Origin of the sequence: Acinetobacter sp. TUM15071 (assembly GCF_008980925.1) — a bacterium.
Lineage (GTDB): Bacteria > Pseudomonadota > Gammaproteobacteria > Pseudomonadales > Moraxellaceae > Acinetobacter > Acinetobacter dispersus.
On sequence record NZ_BKGB01000018.1, the window covers coordinates 48,342 to 68,645 of the forward strand.

Sequence of the window (20,304 nt, forward strand, 5' to 3'; positions counted from 1 at the left end):
GTTTTGGAGAAATCTCAATGAAAAAATTGCTTCTTGCTGCTACTGTAGCAACTTTAGCCATGAATGCAGCGCAAGCAGCACCAACATTGTATGGTAAGCTCAATGTGACTTTGGACCAAATTGATAATAATGGCTTTAAAGATGAAAGCGTAACTAAAGTAAACTCAAACGCTTCTCGTATCGGGGTGAAAGGCGAAGAAAAACTGACTGACAACCTTTCTGCAGTTTACTTGATTGAATGGCAATTCAATGCGGATGGTGATGGCGACCAATCATTCAGCAACCGTAACCGCTACGTAGGTATCAAATCTGACGGTATCGGTACTTTAAAAGTTGGTCAGTTCGATTCTTACTTTAAAAATGCTGCTGGTAACAACCAAGATATTTTTAACGATCACAACGAACTAGATATGACCAAAGTTCTAGTTGGTGAAGATCGCTTAAAGAACGTAATTGGTTTTGAAACTGATAAGAAATTGTTAGGTGGTGTAGCATTTAACATCATGTTCCAACAAGGTGAAGAATCATCTGCTGTTAAAAATGATGCGAAAGGTCAAAAAGGCAGCCGTGATGGTTTTGGTGATGGTGTTTCTACCTCGCTTACTTATGAAAATAAGGACTGGGGCTTAGCAGCAGCTGTTGCTGGTAACTTTGGTGTAGCATCTAAATACAACGCGTATAGCGACCTAAGTGGTGATAATAGCGTTTATTCAGATGCAATCCGTGTAACAGGTTCTTTAGACCTAACACCTGCGGGCGTTAATGGTTTGGTATTTGGTGCTCTATGGCAAACTGCTCAACCAACAGATGATACAGTTGTGGTTGGTACTACACCTGCTGTTTCATACAAAGGTTTACAAGAAGATGCTTATGGCGTAACAGCTGCTTATACGATCCCATCAACTCCAGTGAAGTTAAAAGCAGAATATATCTCTTCTACAACTGAAGTGAATGGTCGTGATGATCGTAAACAAGATCTTTACGGTGTAGGCGCTGACTATCAAATCAATAAACAAACACGTTTCTACGGTGTTGTAGGTCAACAAAAACGTGATTGGTTAGTAAAAGATGATAAGAAAACAACAATCGGTTTAGGTATGGAATATAACTTCTAATTTGAAGTTCAAGTCATACAAAAAATAAAAGGGCAATCTGCCCTTTTATTTTTTGCTGTTTTTTTATTTCTTTAAAAAACCACTCACCAAATTCAACACTTGCTGAATATCTTGGTTGGCTTCTTGTGGATTGGTGCTACTGCCTTGTGGGGTTAAAGAGTCAATTACTTGTGGTAAAACAGAGGCAATTGCACCATAAATCGCTTGTTTTGGTGCTTGAGTTTGTTGTGCAACTTGCTCAACATCTTGGTCATCGAATAGGCTTTGAATGTTCTGTTCTGGAACATCAGCAGCATTCTGCTGTTGCGGATCTACCCAGCTTTGTACTTGATTAGATAAACCTGCATTTTTCAGTTTATCCAAAGCACCCTGCAAACCGCCTTGTTTTTGAATCCACGCCAAAACTAAAGGTAAAACGGCAATTAGTAATGTTTGTGCTGTGTTACCGCCACCCGTCGCATTACTTTGAGTTGAAGTATTTCCTCCACCCAATTGGCCCAATACTGAACCTAAAATCCCACCTAAACCGCCTTGTTGGTTCTGCGTATTTTGTTGCTGTCCACCAAGTTGTCCTAAGACAGAACCTAAAATGCCACCTAAACCACCAGCCTGTCCTGATTGTTGCTGACCGCCTAAAGCTTGCTTTGCTAAAATTTCAACAATATTGGTTAAATCTGTCATGAGTTACACTTTCCTTTAGGAATATTTATCCGAAAAGCATACGCTGCTTTGAAAATACAAAACAAAGGTAAATTGTTAAATTTTGCAAGAACTTGCAACGTATCCGCACCTAATCTTTATTTACCTAAAATATAGACATTTAAGGACTTACCAGCGGAATTTATTCCAGTTCTCTGGATTTGCCCAGAACTTGGAGTTAAACCAATCTGGTACATGCTTATAGGTTAAAATATTGAATTGCCACAAGGCAAAATCACGGTCATGTTGGGTTTTATCAATCAGCTGAGTGAAACCAAGCGAACGCAATAGCTTCTCATCATCTAATTTGCTAACCACCACAATCCGTTTGGCCATCAGGTCACGTAATTTCACCAACAACTGTGCTTTTTGCGTTTCAGTGAGGTTTTGCATTTCTTCTGTATCAAATAATACAAAACCTAAATCATAACGCTGCGTAAATGGCAGACTTAAAAAGTCAGTTACGCTAAAATAATGCCATTGAATTGAAGCATTTTGGTCAATCTGCTGACCTATACAAAGTGCAGTATGAATGGGCTGTTCTTGAGATAAATCGTCTAGCATAGAAGTGATGACATTTTGTTCAGCCATAACTGCAACCCTTGATTGAAAAGATGAGAGTTTATTAATGGAACTACAAGGCATTTGTCATAAAATGCATGCAGCGCTCAAAACGCATAGTGTAACTGATCAATCAACAAGCAAGGCAAATGTTGAATATAAATTTATATTAGATCGTTCAGAAACTGACCTTCCTTTTGTTTTAGGTCAAGAAATTGAGATCGAATGGACTGGCAATATCTTTTGTACCTCTTGTGGCGCAAAAACACCAAAGTCTTATTCACAAGGTCACTGCTTTAAATGTTTTAAAACAAAAGCTGAATGTGATCTTTGTATTATGAAGCCTGAAACCTGCCATTATCACTTGGGAACCTGTCGTGAAGACCAGTTCGCACATGATGTTTGTTTCCAGCCACATATTGTTTATTTAGCCAACTCAAGCGCCTTAAAAATTGGGATTACCCGTATCGTCAATATGCCGACACGTTGGCTAGACCAAGGTGCAACGCAAGCTTTACCCATCATGAAAGTTGGTTCACGTCGTTTGTCTGGGCATTTGGAAACTTTAATTGGTACACAAATCGCAGATAAAACCGACTGGCGCAAATTGCTGAAAGGTGAAGCTGAACCTTTAAATCTGCTTGAGCAACGTGATCAAATTCTTGAAGAATTCGCTCCGAAAATTCAAAGCATCCGTGAAGAATTCAATCAGAACCTAGAATTTAACGAAAGCTTGGAATTCTTGGAAGATGAAACACCACGTGAATTTATCTATCCCGTTGAGCATTATCCTGAAAAGATTAAATCGCTGAATTTGGATAAAACCCCAAAAATTCGAGGTGTGTTGCAAGGGATTAAAGGTCAATACTTATTATTTGATATTGGTGTGATCAATATTCGTAAATATACAGGTTATGAACTAATCCTTCGTGCCTGAAGCATATGCATAAAAAAGGTGGCCTAATCGCCACCTTTTTATTTAGCCTGCATTCAGACAATTGAGAATCGCCTGTACTGGATCTTCGGTATTACCCGAGATCAACTGTTTATGCATGCTCAAATGTTGCATCATTTGAATATGCGCCGTTTCATGATCCATTAATTTTTCGATTTCAGTGGCTAAATGCTGAGGCGTTGCATCGGCCTGAATCAGTTCCTCAATTACTTTCTTGCCTGCAATGATATTCGGCAATGAGTAGTATGGAATTTTGACCATGAATTTCGCAATCAGATAGGTCAGCCAGTTCAATTTATAAAAAGTCACCATTGGACGATGCAATAACATCGCTTCAAGAGTCGCGGTACCAGAAGCCAAAGCCACAATATCACTGGCATTCATCACCATACGGCCAATTTTTGACTCGGCATCGCTATTTTCCAGAACATGAATTTTAGATTTCAGGCTGGTATCTAGATTTTGAATGCCCTGTTCAATCTGATGCTTGCGTGCATCATTAATTGCAGGGATTAAAAACTCCAGATCAGGATGCTTCCGATGAAGAATTTCAGCAGCACCCGTGAGCAATGGCAGCAATCGTTCAATCTCACCACGACGACTTCCGGGTAATAAAGCAATATGGGTTTTATGTGCAGACAAGCCCAATTGGTGCTTGGCTTCAGTAATTGGATTTTTTAAAGGTAGTTGCTTTGCCAATGGATGTCCAACAAAGGCAGCGGCAATCTCATAATTCTGATAAAAGGTTTTTTCAAATGGAAATAAGCATAAAACTAAATCAACACTACGCTTAATACCATGTACACGACCTTGACGCCATGCCCAGACAGATGGACTGACATATTGTACAGTCTTAATCGGTAACTGCTTCTCTTTAATGGTTTTAGAGAGGCGTAAGTTAAAATCGGGTGCATCAATACCAATAAAAATATCAACGGGATGCTCTGTCCAACGTTCGACTAAACCGTCACGCACAGCAAACAGTTTTTTTAAATCTTTAAGGACTTCAACAATTCCCATCACCGAAAGAATTTCCATCGGATAATAGCTGTGAAATCCTTCAGCAATCATTTGCGGACCGCCAATCCCTTCAAATTCAGCATCAATACCTTGTTCGCGAAAACTACGCATGAGTTTCACTCCTAGAGTATCTCCAGAAACTTCCCCCACCACGATACCAATTTTTAGTTTTTGCTTTAACAAGACCCACGCCCCACTGAAATATTTAAATGATTCTAACAGAATGATTTTACACCGAATCACTAGAAATAATGCAATTTGTTCATGATTGGTGAACAGCAAATATTATCTGAGATGGCATTTATTATTCTAAATACAATCTAGATTTACGATGAATGAAGAATTGATTGAAATTCAGCGAAGATTTAATATAAACAAGAATCATTTCCATATGTGATTTATTTCTCCCTTCTTCCGCTTCAAGACCCTTTATGGCTAAATCCGCATCTATTCCGCTTGCCTATCGACTGAGCATTTTCTATCGTTTTGTGCTGAGCTTTGTTCTTGGCTATCTCTGTATGATGTATTTAAGTATTAGCCTAACCATGTTATTAACAGCGGTTTTAGATAAAGCGGAAGCCGTTTATCTGGCAGCATTTATTGCAACCCTCTTTTATTTAGGCTTCATCATCATTAGTTTTTGTGCAAACTCATTACTCAAACTGACTGTGATGAGCCTGATTTTGACAGGTGCTTTGTTTGGCTTATCTGTAGGTTTAAATTAAAAATGCAAAATAAAGGCGTTCGTCAATCAATGGCATGGTTGCATGCGTGGACAGGCTTAATTTTTGGCTGGCTTTTATTTGCCATTTTTTTAATGGGTACCAGCTCCTATTATCGCCATCAGATTAATCTATGGATGCAACCGCAACTGGCTCAATATCAAGTTAATCAAGACATTGCTATTCGTACAGCAACGGATTATTTAGTTAAGAATGCGACTGATGCAAAATCATGGTATCTCAATATTGCTAATCACGAAGAGCCCGTCAATAAAATGTATTGGGAGAAAGCGAGTGGTGGCTATGAAAGCCGTAGTTTGGATGCCAATACGGGTAAAGAGCTTCAACTCTCTGCAACCCAAGGTGGAGATTTCTTTTACAATTTTCATTTTCAGCTCTATGGTGTGCCCATCATGGTTGGACGGCTGATTGCCTGTCTAGCTGCCTTTATTATGCTGATTGCTTTGGTCTCTGGGATTATTACGCATAAAAAGATCTTTACCGATTTCTTTACCCTTAGAACCTTTAAGTCGCAGCGTTCTTGGTTAGATTTTCATAACGTTTCTTCTGTGTTAGCACTTCCATTTTTCCTCACCATTACCTTTACAGGCTTGGCGATTTTCTTTTATCTCTATCTACCTTGGGGAATGAAAAAAGTCTATCCAGACAATCCATTTCAATTTTTTACTGAAATTAGAACAGTGAACCAAGCAACGACCAACACACCTCCCAATAAAGCTGAAATGTTGCCAATCAACACGTTATTAGAAAAAGTAAAACAACAATGGGGTGAACAGGCTTTGGCTTCAATTGAAGTTAAAAACCCCAATACAGACCAAGCCATCATTACCTTTAAACAATTAGAAGATCGATCGATCACATTAAATCAGGCACAAATTACCTTTGATGGTACAGGAAAAATTCTCGGAAATACCCGTAATAATAGTGCAGTTGCAACTCTACACTCGGGTGTTTATGGCCTACATATGGCAACTTTTGCAAAGCCGATACTTCGCTTCGCTTTCTTTTGTTCGGGAATTCTAGGTTGCTTAATGATTGCTTCTGGCCTATTGCTCTGGAGCTTAAAACGTCAGATTCAGAATAAATCTGATCAATTCCACTTTGGTTATTATTTGGTGGATCGTTTAAATGTTGCTGCATTTATTGGTCTTCCTACTGCAATGCTCGGCTATCTATTCGCTAACCGATTTGTACATGTAACCGAAACCACACCTAATTATGAAATTTATACTTTTTTCTGCGTGTGGGGACTGAGTTTTATCATCGCTTTATTGACCAAAAAACAGTATTTATGGAAATCACAGATCTGTATCTTCGGATTGATTGCTTTGGTTCTACCTGTCTATAACTTGGTATATTTGATTCAACATCAGTTAATCACTGATTTACACAGCTATTGGATATTCTTGCGGATTGATCTATTTCTATTGGTCTGTGCCCTATTTGCTGTGTTTATTTTTAGGAATATTCAGCCGATTCAAGTGAAATCTGCTCAAAAAATCAAAGCGAAATTAGCCAAAAATGAGGTTAAAGCATGATTATTTTGAGTCTTATACTGACGTTGATCGGGATGCTGTTGCTGTATAAATGCAGTCCCAAACAGATCAACAAAGCAAAACAACAGATTTTCATTCGCTATCAAACACACCTCAGAATCTTAGCATATTTCTGCTTGTTGCTGGCTGGCAGCCTGCTTTGTTTAGAGTATGGTAGCTCCATTGGATTTATCAGTTGGTGGATTTTTGCTACACCTGTAACCTTTATATTGGTGTTATCTGTGAATGAGCTTAAACCCACTAAAAAACTAAAATGATTTTGCTACAACAGCTATCCTCAACTTCTGCCAAGGATAGCTTTATTACTTAAAAATTAATGCCCGTGATGGCTATGGTCTTCTTGAGAAGCCGTTTTATCTTTGTCATCACAACATTTCATCTTTTTTTCACAGCACTCTTTTTTTGTGGTGGCCTCTTTTTCCTTACAACAATCACTTGCAGCAAAAGCAGGTACAGTTGTGGCCAATAGAAGCGTTGAAAGCAATAAGGTTTTAATATTAAACATAATCATGTCCTTTAAATATAAATAAGAAATTTGAATTTATAAAACCAGGACATGATTTGGAGGGCGATAAGGTAACTGATAAATGCCTAAAGTCAGTTGATCTACATAAGCTGAATTTACTGTTTTAATTGATTGTATGCTTCGCTCAATGGAATGATGACTATGTTCAAAAGTTGCAGCGACGCAGCACAGACTCTTTTGGCAGTGTGATGTATCCATTTTGCCACTGTCCATAGGGTCATGCTTCGTCATCGTAGGCATTCCACAATCAGACATTGCAGCATGATTTGAAATGACGTGCGCTACGGCAGATTGACTCTCTTCATTCATAGACACAGCCATTGCATAGCTATTGGTGATAAAACACATAGCAATAAGCAATGAAATGAGACTTCGAATGAAAATAGACATAAGGTGAAATGATCAGACATACAATCCGTGTATATATCTCAAAATAAACCAATCACAGCGCATAAAGCAAGCTAATCTGAATAAAATACGATCTAAAAAGCCGCAAATTTGGTTCTCTTTAGCTTTTTTTTGCATAAGTAAATCATTATTCATCACAACGAGTTATCTAAAAAAAGCATAAGATATGCTGATTTTTGCATAATTAGGCATATTGTCGATGTTTGGTCCTATAGAATTTATTATGGCTGGGGTATTGGTTGGCTTCTGTGTCGGTATTACAGGTGTCGGTGGCGGTTCATTGATGACCCCAATCCTGATCAGTCTGTTTAAGATCGAACCACATATCGCCATTGGTACTGATCTACTTTATGCCTCAATTTCTAAATTCTGTGGTTCAGTCGTTCATGCCAAAAAACTGAATATTGTCTGGCCAATTGTACTTTGGCTGTCTTTGGGCAGTATTCCTGCTTCATTTGCAACCTCTTGGGTGCTTGAGCATTATTTAAGTCAATCTACCCATTATAAAGCGGTATTGACCATGGTCTTGGGCTTTATGTTGACCTTGACCGGTATCTCAATTGTGTTCCGTGCCCAAATTGAAAAGTTCTTTGACAAGTTCCGTAACCGTGAACAAGCGGATATGGAAAGTGAACAACATGCATTGCAACACAAACGTCATTACATTGTCATTATGGGTGTTGTACTCGGTATCTTTGTGACTTTGTCTTCTGTTGGTGCAGGTGCTTTCGGTATCATGGCCTTAGTGCTTATGTTCCCAAACCTTCCTATGATCCGTATCATTGGTTCAGACGTGGTACATGCAGTATTACTGACAGCAGTTGCTGGCCTAAGCCATATGTCTTCAGGTAATGTCGACTTTACCCTGTTAATGTGGTTATTGGTGGGTTCAATTCCAGCCATTATTGTTGGTACACTCATCAGCTCACGTATGCCAGAACGACTAATCCGTAAAATTCTAGGCATTACCCTATTTGCTTTGGGTGTGAACTTCATGGTGAACCCAATTAAGGCGAAGCCAAAGCCAGTTGAAACACATCAAGCGGTTGTGGTTCAGCAAACAAAGCACGTAACAACAATTGTTTAAGCGTTGTAATGCCGATTATTTCTACATAAATTATGCTTTTCGCTAGTTAATCAATCGGCATTTCATGCTATATTCGTAGACAAAATAACCTTTTCTTTCGATTGAATTTGTGACAGCAATGAATACTCTACAGTCAAATCCAGTTTCTCAGCCAGATATCGACGACGTTAATATTAAAAGCATTCAAACTTTGATTACCCCAGCAGAACTGAAAGCTGACCTCCCTTTATCTGATGCTGCTTCTCAAACTGTGTTACAAGGACGTGCAACTGTACGTAACATTTTAGATGGCAACGACAAACGCTTGTTTGTGGTGATTGGTCCTTGTTCGATTCACGATCCTAAAGCTGCACATGAATATGCTGATCGCCTCAAGGTTCTCAGCGAAAAAGTAAAAGACACCTTATATTTGGTGATGCGTGTTTATTTTGAAAAACCACGTACCACAGTCGGTTGGAAAGGTTTAATCAATGACCCTGACATGAATGACTCTTTCAATATTGAAAAAGGTTTACATATCGGCCGTGGATTATTAATTGATTTGAATGAAAAAGGTTTGCCATGTGCGACTGAAGCACTTGATCCAAACTCACCACAATACTACCAAGACTTGATTTCATGGTCTGCGATTGGTGCACGTACCACTGAAAGCCAAACTCACCGTGAAATGTCATCAGGCTTATCATCTCCTGTTGGCTTTAAAAATGGTACCGATGGTGGTTTAACCGTTGCGACCAATGCGATGCAATCTGTTAAACATGGTCACAGCTTCTTGGGCCTGAACGAAAATGGTCAAGTTGCGATTATCAATACCAAAGGCAACCCTTATGCGCACGTGGTATTACGTGGTGGTAATGGCAAGCCAAACTATGATGCGACTTCAGTTGCAGAAGCTGAGGCAGCTTTGGCAAAAGCGAAAGTCAGCAACAAGATCATGATTGATACCAGTCATGCCAACTCAAACAAAGACCCGTACTTACAACCTTTGGTTTTGAAAAATATCACGGAACAAATCCTTGATGGCAACAAATCAATCGTTGGGATCATGGTAGAGAGTCACTTAAAAGGTGGTCGTCAGGATATTCCTGAAAACCTTTGTGATCTTGAATACGGTAAGTCAGTGACTGATGGCTGTATCGATTGGGAAACCACAGAAAAAGCATTACTCGAAATGCATGAAGCATTGAAAGACGTCTTACCAACACGTTAATTCGATCTTTTAACTGCGATGAAAACAGGCTCTTATGAGCCTGTTTTTTTTGTTCGTCAATTCAGCTAGCTTGCACAAACGTACAATACAGTGCATGGCACTTTGCCCTATTTTGATCATCCTTTGTTATTGATTCATTTAGGTTGGTCATGGAAATTTTTCTTTATACCTTAAGTGTGATGTACAGCCCTGGTCCTGTGAACTTTATGGGATTAAATGCTGGGCTAACAGGACAATTCTCCAGAACATTAGGCTTTTTTGCAGGTGTGGGCTGCTCCATGCTGATGCTATTTGTTGTATTTGGTTATGCAGGTGCGGCACTGATTCCCCATACGTATTTGCATTTTATTGCCTTGATCGGGGCGTTTTATACCTTTTATATCGCCTATAAAATGATGACAGCGCATACCGAATTAAAAACAGATCAAACCCTATACAAAAGCCTCAGCTTTTGGAATGGTTTCTGGATTCAAAGCTTGAATCCGAAAGCGATTTTGGTGATTTTACCTGTGACCACAATTATGTACCCTGCTGCACATATCACTGGTAGCTTGATTCTGATTGTTTCATTACTCATTTCTCTCGGTGCAGCGGGTGCTCCATTGCTTTATTCATTTGCTGGATCAGTAATTGGCAAAAAATTGAGTAATCCAATTTGGCTCAATCATCTAAATAAAATACTGGGTATCTTCTTAATTATTTCAGGTCTATTTATGTTGAGTGATTTCTTAAAAGGTATGCATCTTATTTAAAGCATTTTTAGTCGCAAGCAGAGCTTATTTCTGATGTGTATAAATCTCTTTCCATCTTGCTGGGGTAATTCCAAAAGCTTTGCTAAAATGCCGAGTCATATGACTTTGATCAAAAAAACCAGCAATGATGGCGGCCTGCGTCAGCGACTCTCCATACATCAAACACCTTTTCACGATATCTAGCCGACGCATGGTCATATAACGATGTGGACTGGTGCCAAATAGCAGTCTAAAATCACGAGAAAGACTCCAACGATCACGTTGTATATTCTGTTCTAAATCATCCAGACTGATGTTCTGATCCAGTGAAGCGTGAATAAACTCTCTGGCTCGCTCCGCCGCGATATAATCATAGCGTTGCCGCGAGCGTGCTGGCTGACCTGCAACTTCATACAAGGTTGTCGCCAAATCATACAAAGCATCTTCTTCTTCTAAAAGATCCAATGGGTCCTGCATATAAGGTTCGACCAATCGCGAAGGTATCATGTTGATGCGGCTCATACGCATGATCAGAGAAGAAAGCTTCAATCCTTTCCAAGCGATCACTATCAGAAGCCCGCACGATCCAATCCGAATGATTTGCTATTTTTGACACGCTGATCTGCCTATAAAAAAATTGAATTCAGCAGTCTCAGAATACCTCAATTTTGCTTTGATCTATAAGTCATTTTTTGATTATACTGCTGCCACATTTCTCCTACGACGTATCGCTGATATGAAGTCCAGTTTTCGTCAACATTTGCTTAAGTGGCGTGCCAGTTTCGGCGCGATAACTTTGCTTTGTTTACTCTGGCATATCTTCTTACCAACGATGGTCCATACAGGCGTCGTACCTGCACTTTATGCAATGCCAAGCCATTGCCAAGTCACTGAAATTCAAAATGTCTCGTTGATGTCTCAAACCCATTCCGGTCATCATCAACACAGCATGCACGACATGCATCACGGACCGCAGCTACAGCATGTCAAACATGCCCAACTCAGTGAATATGCACAGCAAGTTTTTGCACTAGCGAGCCAGATCATGAAGCATTGTCCTTTATGTTCCCATGGCCTCGATGCCGCTGCGATCGTCCCGCTTATTGCATTCATTATTATATTTCTACTGGCTTGGTTCAGTCGCGTTCGCTGCCTGTGCCATTCGTGGACAGAAGATCTGCACATCGCCCGCATCTTCTATATTTTTCCAATCAAACAAGCCCCGCCACTGGCTTTATAAATCGCAAATTTTACTTCGTGCCCCGCCAATAAACGGGTGTACGTCCTTAGTTATTGCTTTTTATAGAGTTCAACATGAATACTCAATTCCGTTTGTCTGTATTAGCGGCTGCGTGCCTGTCTGTTGGCTATAGTTCTGCTACTTTTGCTGAAACTGTGCCATCTGATACCACCAAAACCTTAGCCACCATTGTTGTGACCGCCAGTCGTGAAGGTGAATCGATTAATAATACCCCTGCTGCGATTAGTAAAATTAACAGCAAAGACATTGAAGATAAACATGCAACCTTTATTGGACAGGTGCTGAATCAAACCCCAGGCGTGTTAATGAATGACTTGGGCAATGAACAGCATATGATGTCCATTCGCCAACCGATTACCACAGCAGCCGTTTATCAATATTTAGAAGATGGTATTTCGATTCGTCCTGTGGGTGTGTTTAACCACAATGCCTTATATGAAATGAATTTAGCGGGTATTGATAGCATTGAAATTTTACGTGGCCCTGCCAGTAGCTTATATGGCAGCAATGCGATTGGTGGAACCATTAATTTTCTCACCAAAGCACCGAGTACTACACCCACAGCCGATCTTGGCATCAGTGCCAGTTCTGAAGGATATCGCCGTGTCGATGTCGGTGCATCGAATAGCTTTGATAGCGAATGGGGCGAGCATGGGTTAAGACTTTCTGCCTATGCCAGTGATCGTGGTGATAGCTGGCAAGATCATGCTGAAAGCAATAAACAGAGTGTGACGCTCAGACATGACTGGCGAATCTCAGATGCCACACAAATCAAAAATATCCTCAGCTATAACCATTTAAAAGCGGATATGACGGGTAGCTTAAATCTAGACGATTATCGCAAACGTCCTGGATACAGCTACCAAACCTTTACCTATCGTGAAGTTGATGCCACACGGCTTTCTTCTCAAATTAGCCATCAATGGAATGATCAGCAACAAAGCCAAGTTACCTTGTATTATCGTGACAATACCACCGAGCAAAACCCAAGTTATAACATCCGCACCGATGTTAAAAATGGCACACCGACTGGCACTTATAGCGGACAAACCACCTATAACGCCTTTCAATCTTATGGTTTAAATGCGCAGCATTCTGCTACATTTGATCAGGTCAAACTGATTGTCGGGGCGATGGCTGACCATTCTCCCAACCAAGCCAAAACCAATGATATTCAGGTGTTCCGAGACCCGAATAGCTTGGTCTATACCGGTTATCAACAACGCCAGCGCTTACGCGACTTTAATGTTGACGTCAATAACCAAGCCGTCTATGCACAAGCCAATTGGCAAGTGTTACCGACTTTAAATTTAGTCGGTGGTGCACGTTATGACTGGATTAGTTATGACTATGAAAACAAATTAACCCCATCAAAAACCACAGGCGCACCGAATGAAAAACGTGATTTTCATAAAGTCAGCCCTCAAGTCGGTTTTGTCTGGAACATCACGCCAGCAATTGATCTTTATAGTAATTGGTCACAGGGTTTTGTACCGCCAGAAGTCAGCAGTTTATACGGTGCAAATTTGGTGACACCTGACTTGAAAGAAGCCACATTTAATAATATCGATGCGGGTCTGCGCTTTAAATTATTGGATGATCGCTTAGACGGTGAAATCACCCTATATCGCTTAGAAGGCGAAGATGAAGTGATGAGCTATACCAAGCCAGATAACACACGCGAACCACGCAATACAGGCAAAACCTTACATCAGGGAATCGAAATTGGGGGAACGTGGAAACTCAGTGATTTATATGATCAGCGCTTAAAACTCTCAGGCAGTGTGGCCAAACATGAATATCAGCAATTTCAACCGTCGAGTGTTTTAGATTACAGCGGCAACACCATGCCGAGTGCGCCTAAAACATTTGGTACGCTTGAATACCAGATCAAACCAATACCTGAGCTATTACTCTCTGCAGAAGTGGTTTATGTCGGTTCTTACTGGATTAACGATGCCAATACGGAAAAGTATGATGGTCATACTTTGCTCAATCTACGTGCCAATTACCGTAAAAATGCTTATGAGATCTATGGGCAAATCCTGAATGCCACAGATCAGCATTATGCAGAAAGTACCTCGTTTAGTAATAACCAAGTCAGTTATACCCCCGCTGCACCACGATCCTATTTACTAGGCTTACGTTATCACTTTGGGAAATAAGCAATGAATGCCAAACAACTGAAAAAGCTCCTGTCATTGCACCGTAGTTTTGGGATGGTGTTGGGCGTTCTCGTTTTACTTTGGTCTTTAACAGGTGTGTTGCATCCGATGATGAGTGCAACACAACCTCAGCCTGTGAAACGGATACCTCCATCTCAACAACTGGATTTAACACATGCCTTAGCGGCAACAGATGTTCTCAAGCGACATCAAATCGCGCAATTTTCAGCCTTACAGGTGGTTGAATTAGCACCTCAGCATATTGCCTATCGCATATTACTGCCCAATCAAAAGATTGCTGAATACTATGATAGTCAGACCGGTCAATCGCTGACTAATGCTGAACAACAAGATGCCGAGCGTTTGGCACGCTGGTATACAGGTCTTTCTCAACAGGAAGTTGTATCCAGTCAAATCATCACCGCATTCAGTGATGATTATCCGAGCGTCAATCGTTTACTGCCAGTTTGGCGTGTTGATTTTCAGAATGGTTTACGTGCCTATGTGGATCCTGCACAAGCACGGCTGGCCACACTGTCTAATGATCAAAAGATGTGGATGGCAAAAATATTCCGCTTAGGTCATACCTGGACGTGGGGTGATCAAGCTTGGACAGGTCAAACTATTCTCATGCAAATCGCTTTGATTGGCATACTGTGCATGCTTTTTATGGGGATTGGCTTATTCTTTAAGATTCATAATCGCCGCAATCACCGTCTAGGGCAAAAACCGATCCGCTTTCTACATCGCTATTTAGGCATCAGTTTAAGCGTATTTATTCTGCTTTGGGTGCTCAGTGGTTTCTATCATATTTGGCAAAAAAAGCCTGATATAAAAAATATTCAACCTGTTTTCCATACTGCCGATTTAAGTACCGAAGCATGGCAGCAGGTCACTCAGCAGCCCATTCAGCGTCTGGATCTGGTTCCAACCACTTTTAGTCCCATACATACCCGTGCTGCATGGATGATTCAAGCCATCGGACAAAGCCCTTTACAAGGCAGCATGACGGCGGCAAGCAAAATGCATGATCATCACGCATCTCATACAGCAGCTCCCGCGATTCAGTTCGTAGATGCAGGTAATGGTAAAGCGCTTGATATTCTTGAACAAAGCAAACTATTGGCTGCAAGCTATTTAGCTTTACAACCAGAACAGGTTCAACAGGCCTCATGGGTGACAAGTTTTGGTGGAGAATATGGGTTTATCAACAAACGGCTACCGGTGATTAAGGTTGAAACTCAATTAGAGAATCAACTCAGACTGTATATTGAACCGAGCAGCGGTGTGATTGCAGCTCAGGTCACGCAACAGGATGCTTTAGAAGGCTTTAGTTTTGCTTATTTGCATAAATGGACATGGCTACCAATAGATAAAACACTTCGAGATATCATTCTGGCTACGATTGCAGCACTGGTTGCCTTACTCGCTGTATTGGGTTTCTTGGTTCAATTGCGTAAACGTTAACATTCATTATTAAAGTGATTCTTCTGTTTGCAGGAGGATCACTACTACCTAAGCAATCAATTTTTTAAATAATATAGAATGAAGCAATCACAGCACTGAGAAGCACGCCAGTTTCAGCCAGTTCAATTGCAGCGCCTACAGTATCTCCAGTCATCCCGCCGATTCGTTTAATAAATAATGATCGCATATAAAAGAGCATCACTAAAAAAACCAGCAAGGCAATTAACCCAAGCCATTTAAATATACAAAGCAATGCACTTGTAATGACAAAAACCATCCAAAGTCGCTTTTTTGGCATGAAATCGGTGATAGAACGCCCTAAGCCTTGAGTACGTACATAAGGCGTAGTAAGGAATAAAAACACTGGCACACTACGCCCAAATATGGGCAAGACAATTAAAAAGGCAGCCATGTGTTGTTCAAGCAAAACATATAAAGCCACAAATTTCAGCAAGCAGACGACGACTAAACTCAGCACCCCGATTGGACCACATGCAGGGTCTTTCATGATTTTCAAGGTTCGTTCAGGATCACCAAATCCACCGACCCATGCGTCTGCTGTATCCGCTAAACCATCCAGGTGTAATCCACCTGTCAGCCAAATCCAGAGTACGAGAATCAGTGCTGCGCTCAAGATGATCGGAAGCTTTGCCAATAACATGGCAGAAGCAAACAAAATGAGACCAAGCAATAAACCCACCAAAGGATAAAACAGCATGGCCTGACCATTCTGTTTTGCGCTTGGCATTGTTTTGAGTTCAATTGGTAAAACAGTCAAAAACTGCAAGGCAATCCAAAAAGGTGTCATGCAACCTCTCAATGACAACGGGTTTATCATGCATGGATTATGAAGAAATAAAATTGGGAATAGCAAGCTATTCCCAAATGAAAAGGCGGAATATCTTAGTTTATTGAATTTGATAACATTGTTTGAGCTTCAAATAATCATAATAAAAACTGTTGTTGCTATAACGTGCATAGTTACAGCTCGACTTAAATAAGGTTTCTTTCTCGTTATAGAACATTTTAACCAAAGTTGTGCCTTGCTTGTCTTGATAAATATCCCACTGTAGATTCGCTGCCATGGGTGACACCACCTCACCTCGCCAAGTGCTGCTGTTGTAGCTATAAGTTTGACGTAAAGGCAAAGGTTGCATCATGTTGTGTAGCTCTAAACTGGTCGCCAATGGAATGATGATTTCGGCATGAGCAAAACGTAATACCGCACGATGTGCTTGCTGCTGATCTACAATCGCATCGACTTGCTTAAATAGGTCCTGCTTTAGACCTTGAGCAATTGCGCTAGTGACGTTCTTCGATTCGGTAAAACTTGGCCCTTTGCTATAAAAATCATTGGCATCGTTAAATTCAGCATAGAATTTTGCAGCATCTACAGGCATATACTGATCAAAATCAACACCTTTCAATTCAGTTTTCATACCGCCTGATATTGAATATAACTCATATATATAGGCGGCAGCATCCACAGCACTGGCAATACTGTTTTTACCTTTACCTTTTTCAGTGATGGTTTCACCTTTTGGTGAGGTGACGCTATATGAACCTGTATTGCTAAATATATAGCCTGTGGTTCCCAACTTTTGAATAAATTCTGCTTTGAACAGTGGATTCAATACACTCTTTGCCACTTGTTCAGCACGACTATTTTTCGCAAGTTCATTTAACTTATTGACCAGATCTGCATCCTCTTCTTCAAAATGCTGATAGGCTTGGCTGGCATCGTAAATCGCCTGTTGTTGTGCGGATAAGGGCTGTGCTAAATCTTGCTCTTTATTTAAACTATGAAAATAAAGCTTAAAACGATCCACTCCACCATCTTCCATCGTTGGCACACTACTACTGGCCAAACTGGTGTATGAAATTGGGGTGATGTGTGTCTTTAATTGTGGTTGCTGTTGGATCAATTCAGCAGTGAAAAATTTGGCACTATCCACCGCACGGTCTACACCTGAACTCTGTACTAAAATTGATGTCGGTTGTTGTGCTGCTGTTTGAAATAAATTGGGAAGTCGTTGCAATAAACGATCCGCAATACCACGATGCTCTTGAATACCTTGCATGGTTTCATTGCCATAGCCAAACTGACGAATGCCATCCACGCCATAACCCAAAAGAATATTGGCTTTCATCATGCTTTCTAAATCTGCTCCCAGCTTTTCACCTAAAGGTGTGAGTGCATTTTCAGCTTTGGCTTGTTTCCAAAGGTTATACAACGCTAAATCATATTTGATGCTGGATAAACCGCGAGAGCCATGACGTGCAACCAGTTCAGTAAATACAGGCTGAAAGCCTTGCGGAATGGCTTCATATTTTTTGAGATCTTGTTGCGGTTGGTAAGGAGTTTTGGTCTGATAATATTTTGATACCGCGTTATTTTCTGCTGGGGTTGTTTTCGATTCTGAGTGATCGTCGTTATTACATGCCGCTAATAAAATGCTTGCGCATAACACACTGCTTTTCAATAATATATTCATAATTGATTTGATTATAGGTCAAGAAATTGACCTGTATCATAGGCAGTGGTAATGACAGTTCGATTACATCGATATGACTCTCATGAATACTGAAAAATAAAACGATCTTTTATCATTTTCCATTCGCAGATTTTTCTACAAATTGAATCTCATCATAGTGATAAGTCAGCTCAAGTGAATATAATTTTCCAAGCTCGGCAGGCATGGTTAATAGGTCATCCAGCCTTTGCTGACGTGCCAAACAAGTCAGCAATTTAATCACCCCGCCATGCGTCACAATCAATGCCTTATTCCAATTGTGCCGCTGCATTTGAACATAAATTTCATTAAAACCATGCATGACACGTTGTTGGAATTGATGCAACGACTCCCCATTCGGTGCATGATATTGTGTTGGAAATTGCCAGAAATTTGCCAATAACTCAGGCTCATTTTCATAAATAGTTTGAGTGGACATGCCTTCCCAATCACCAAAATACATTTCCTTGATTTCAGCATTGAGTAATAAGGGCAATTCGTGTTGTTTGGCTAATGCTGCCGCAAAGTTTTGGCAGCGTTGCAAGGGCGAGCTGATAATCACATCCCACTGTACCTGAGTATCAAGATACTGCTGAATGGTGGATTGCATTTGCAACCAACCATGTTCAGTCAAGGCATCATCAAGATGCCCACGCAAAGTATGGCTGAGTGTGGTTTCACCATGCCGCAGCAAATCAAGGTGCAACTTTATCACCTGTTACAGCAGCTTCAGCAAAGGTAGCCATTTGGTTATGCAGCACGCAAGCAAGTTGCAGCATCGACAATGCAGCCCCTGCACCACTTCCTTCACCAAGACGCAAATTCATATTTAAAATAGGCTGAGCTTTTAAGGCTTTTAGCACACGCTGATGGCCATATTCAGCCGATTGATGTCCAAACAGCATCCATTCACGACTTTGTGGCTGAATGCGTACAGCGCATAAAGCGGCAACCGAGCTAATAAAACCATCCACCACGACTGGCAAACCAAGTTGTGCACATTGGATATAAGCGCCGGTCATTGCAGCAATTTCCAAACCACCAACAGCAGCCAAGATTTTTAAAGCATCGTCAGCAACATCTGCTTGATGTCGTTTCACTGCTTGATCAATAACAGAGATCTTGTGTTGCAGCTGTTGATTATTAATTCCTGTCCCCACACCCGTCAGTTGTGCGGCATCTTCATTCAACAATAAACATGCCAGTGCTGAAGCTGAACAGGTATTACCAATCCCCATTTCACCTGCAATAAACATATCGGCAGCTTGAGCTTTGGCGCGATCAACACTGTCTTTACCCAGTTGTAAAGCCGCCAAGCATTCCTGTTCCGTCATTGCTGCTTGTTGAGCAAAATTGGCTGTACCTGCACGAATGCAATGGCGCTCAACCCCTACATAATCATAGGCCTCACCCACTGTTCCGCAATCCACCACTTGTAAATGTGCATGATGATGTTTGGCAATCACACTGATGGCTGCACCGCCTGAAGCAAAATTTTGCAGCATTTGACGGGTCACGGCTTGCGGATAAGCCGAAATATTTTCTGCAACCACCCCATGATCGCCTGCAAAAATGGTAATCCAAGGTTGTTGAATTTGAGGATGTACTGTGCCCTGTAAGCTCGCCAATTGAATGGCTAGCTGCTCAAGTTGCCCTAAAGCCCCTGTAGGTTTGGTCAATTGCAGTTGACGTTGTTCAGCTTGTTGTTTGGCATCTAAATCTGGTTGTTGTACTGCAGCTAAAAACCATTGTGCTTGTTCAGTCATGTTATTTCTCATCTTTTAAAATCATTGGAAAGCCTGCGACACAAAACACGACTTTATTTACTAACTGACCTAATGTCTGATGCAAACGCCCTGCTTCATCCACAAAACGACGGCTGATTTCCCCCATCGGTACCACTCCAAGTCCAGTTTCATTACTGACCAGAATAATTTGAGACTGCAGTTGCGGTAATACCTCGAATAGTTTTTGCATTTGTTGTTGCTGCAAGGCTGTATCTTCAGCCAATAAAAGATTACTCAGCCACAAGGTTAAGCAATCGACCAAAATCAGCTGATTGGCTTGATCGCATTGCAAGAGTCGATCTGCCAAATAAATCGGCTCTTCATAGACGTGCCAATGAGCTGGACGTTGCTGTTGATGATGGGCAATCCGCTGCTGCATTTCTGCATCTAAGGCCTGCGCCGTTGCAATATAAATGACCGATAAACCTGCCTCTTTGGCAGTTTGTTCTGCCAAACGACTTTTACCTGAGCGCGCCCCACCTAAAATCAGTTGCAACATA

21 protein-coding genes and 1 pseudogene are annotated in these 20,304 nt (G+C 40.9%); 11 read left to right on the forward strand and 11 right to left on the reverse strand.

The window, feature by feature from the left end:
- The first annotated feature begins 17 nt into the window (after positions 1 to 17).
- Positions 18 to 1,115, forward strand: coding sequence for a porin (locus GBI66_RS15745; protein ID WP_151716736.1), 1,098 nt, complete (start codon positions 18 to 20; stop codon positions 1,113 to 1,115).
- Positions 1,116 to 1,178: 63 nt separating this feature from the next.
- On the opposite strand, the gene GBI66_RS15750 is transcribed toward GBI66_RS15745, so the two are convergent.
- Together GBI66_RS15750 and GBI66_RS15755 are read right to left on the reverse strand one after the other, a co-directional pair.
- A complete protein-coding gene (locus tag GBI66_RS15750) occupies positions 1,179 to 1,796 on the reverse strand; it encodes a YidB family protein (protein WP_005188693.1) in 618 nt (205 codons plus the stop codon).
- A gap of 147 nt (positions 1,797 to 1,943) precedes the next feature.
- Positions 1,944 to 2,405: a DUF6231 family protein gene (locus GBI66_RS15755; protein WP_151716737.1), complete on the reverse strand. Its 462-nt coding sequence runs from the start codon at positions 2,403 to 2,405 to the stop codon at positions 1,944 to 1,946.
- A 37-nt stretch (positions 2,406 to 2,442) separates the two neighbouring features.
- On the opposite strand from GBI66_RS15755, the gene GBI66_RS15760 reads away from it, so the two are divergent.
- Positions 2,443 to 3,312, forward strand: a complete 870-nt coding sequence (locus tag GBI66_RS15760) for a DUF2797 domain-containing protein (protein ID WP_004653389.1) — start codon at positions 2,443 to 2,445, stop codon at positions 3,310 to 3,312.
- Positions 3,313 to 3,354: 42 nt separating this feature from the next.
- Here GBI66_RS15760 and lpxB read toward each other — a convergent pair whose 3' ends face one another.
- Entirely contained in the window at positions 3,355 to 4,533 is a 1,179-nt protein-coding gene (gene lpxB / locus GBI66_RS15765; protein ID WP_171494325.1) for a lipid-A-disaccharide synthase, read from the reverse strand.
- Positions 4,534 to 4,781: 248 nt separating this feature from the next.
- Here lpxB and GBI66_RS15770 point away from each other — a divergent pair, with 248 nt between their 5' ends.
- Genes GBI66_RS15770 through GBI66_RS19760 form a run of 3 tightly spaced genes read left to right on the forward strand, consistent with a single transcriptional unit; the run spans position 4,782 to position 6,906 of the window.
- A complete protein-coding gene (locus tag GBI66_RS15770; RefSeq protein ID WP_151716739.1) occupies positions 4,782 to 5,075 on the forward strand; it encodes a hypothetical protein in 294 nt (97 codons plus the stop codon).
- A 2-nt stretch (positions 5,076 to 5,077) separates the two neighbouring features.
- Complete coding sequence (locus tag GBI66_RS15775; protein ID WP_151716740.1) at positions 5,078 to 6,631, forward strand: PepSY domain-containing protein; 1,554 nt, start codon at positions 5,078 to 5,080, stop codon at positions 6,629 to 6,631.
- Entirely contained in the window at positions 6,628 to 6,906 is a 279-nt protein-coding gene (locus tag GBI66_RS19760; RefSeq protein ID WP_151716741.1) for a DUF1634 domain-containing protein, read from the forward strand. The genes GBI66_RS15775 and GBI66_RS19760 overlap by 4 nt, the downstream gene beginning before the upstream one ends.
- A gap of 56 nt (positions 6,907 to 6,962) precedes the next feature.
- Here the strand turns inward: GBI66_RS19760 and GBI66_RS15785 are convergent, their stop codons facing one another.
- A complete protein-coding gene (locus GBI66_RS15785) occupies positions 6,963 to 7,154 on the reverse strand; it encodes a hypothetical protein (protein ID WP_151716742.1) in 192 nt (63 codons plus the stop codon).
- Positions 7,155 to 7,190: 36 nt separating this feature from the next.
- Positions 7,191 to 7,565 (reverse strand): hypothetical protein, encoded by a 375-nt coding sequence (locus GBI66_RS15790; protein ID WP_151716743.1) that lies wholly within the window; start codon positions 7,563 to 7,565, stop codon positions 7,191 to 7,193.
- A 217-nt stretch (positions 7,566 to 7,782) separates the two neighbouring features.
- Here GBI66_RS15790 and GBI66_RS15795 point away from each other — a divergent pair, with 217 nt between their 5' ends.
- The 3 genes from GBI66_RS15795 to GBI66_RS15805 all read left to right on the forward strand — a co-directional run bounded on the left by GBI66_RS15795 (position 7,783) and on the right by GBI66_RS15805 (position 10,632).
- Complete coding sequence (locus tag GBI66_RS15795; protein ID WP_151716744.1) at positions 7,783 to 8,670, forward strand: sulfite exporter TauE/SafE family protein; 888 nt, start codon at positions 7,783 to 7,785, stop codon at positions 8,668 to 8,670.
- Between the two features lie 118 nt (positions 8,671 to 8,788).
- Positions 8,789 to 9,880, forward strand: a complete 1,092-nt coding sequence (locus tag GBI66_RS15800; protein ID WP_004653380.1) for a 3-deoxy-7-phosphoheptulonate synthase — start codon at positions 8,789 to 8,791, stop codon at positions 9,878 to 9,880.
- Between the two features lie 149 nt (positions 9,881 to 10,029).
- On the forward strand, positions 10,030 to 10,632 hold the full coding sequence (locus GBI66_RS15805) for a LysE family translocator (protein ID WP_151716745.1): 603 nt from the start codon (positions 10,030 to 10,032) through the stop codon (positions 10,630 to 10,632).
- A 24-nt stretch (positions 10,633 to 10,656) separates the two neighbouring features.
- Here the strand turns inward: GBI66_RS15805 and GBI66_RS15810 are convergent.
- Positions 10,657 to 11,227 (reverse strand): annotated as a pseudogene (locus tag GBI66_RS15810) (helix-turn-helix domain-containing protein).
- A 120-nt stretch (positions 11,228 to 11,347) separates the two neighbouring features.
- Here GBI66_RS15810 and GBI66_RS15815 point away from each other — a divergent pair.
- The 3 genes from GBI66_RS15815 (at position 11,348) to GBI66_RS15825 (ending at position 15,504) form a co-directional block, all read left to right on the forward strand.
- Positions 11,348 to 11,851, forward strand: coding sequence for a hypothetical protein (locus GBI66_RS15815; protein ID WP_151716746.1), 504 nt, complete (start codon positions 11,348 to 11,350; stop codon positions 11,849 to 11,851).
- A gap of 74 nt (positions 11,852 to 11,925) precedes the next feature.
- Complete coding sequence (locus GBI66_RS15820) at positions 11,926 to 14,037, forward strand: TonB-dependent receptor (protein ID WP_005188731.1); 2,112 nt, start codon at positions 11,926 to 11,928, stop codon at positions 14,035 to 14,037.
- Positions 14,038 to 14,040: 3 nt separating this feature from the next.
- Positions 14,041 to 15,504, forward strand: a complete 1,464-nt coding sequence (locus GBI66_RS15825) for a PepSY domain-containing protein (protein ID WP_151716747.1) — start codon at positions 14,041 to 14,043, stop codon at positions 15,502 to 15,504.
- Positions 15,505 to 15,568: 64 nt separating this feature from the next.
- Here the strand turns inward: GBI66_RS15825 and GBI66_RS15830 are convergent, their stop codons facing one another.
- The 5 genes from GBI66_RS15830 to cobU all read right to left on the reverse strand — a co-directional run bounded on the left by GBI66_RS15830 (position 15,569) and on the right by cobU (position 20,303).
- Positions 15,569 to 16,312 (reverse strand): adenosylcobinamide-GDP ribazoletransferase, encoded by a 744-nt coding sequence (locus GBI66_RS15830; RefSeq protein WP_151716748.1) that lies wholly within the window; start codon positions 16,310 to 16,312, stop codon positions 15,569 to 15,571.
- A gap of 100 nt (positions 16,313 to 16,412) precedes the next feature.
- A complete protein-coding gene (locus GBI66_RS15835; RefSeq protein WP_151716749.1) occupies positions 16,413 to 17,999 on the reverse strand; it encodes a histidine-type phosphatase in 1,587 nt (528 codons plus the stop codon).
- Positions 18,000 to 18,111: 112 nt separating this feature from the next.
- The gene (locus tag GBI66_RS15840; protein ID WP_005315668.1) at positions 18,112 to 18,723 is read right to left on the reverse strand and encodes a histidine phosphatase family protein; all 612 of its coding nucleotides are present in this window, start codon (positions 18,721 to 18,723) and stop codon (positions 18,112 to 18,114) included.
- Entirely contained in the window at positions 18,713 to 19,783 is a 1,071-nt protein-coding gene (gene cobT / locus GBI66_RS15845; RefSeq protein ID WP_151716750.1) for a nicotinate-nucleotide--dimethylbenzimidazole phosphoribosyltransferase, read from the reverse strand. The genes GBI66_RS15840 and cobT overlap by 11 nt, the downstream gene beginning before the upstream one ends.
- Before the next feature lies 1 nt (position 19,784).
- The gene (gene cobU, locus GBI66_RS15850; RefSeq protein WP_151716751.1) at positions 19,785 to 20,303 is read right to left on the reverse strand and encodes a bifunctional adenosylcobinamide kinase/adenosylcobinamide-phosphate guanylyltransferase; all 519 of its coding nucleotides are present in this window, start codon (positions 20,301 to 20,303) and stop codon (positions 19,785 to 19,787) included.
- Between the last annotated feature and the right edge of the window lies 1 nt (position 20,304).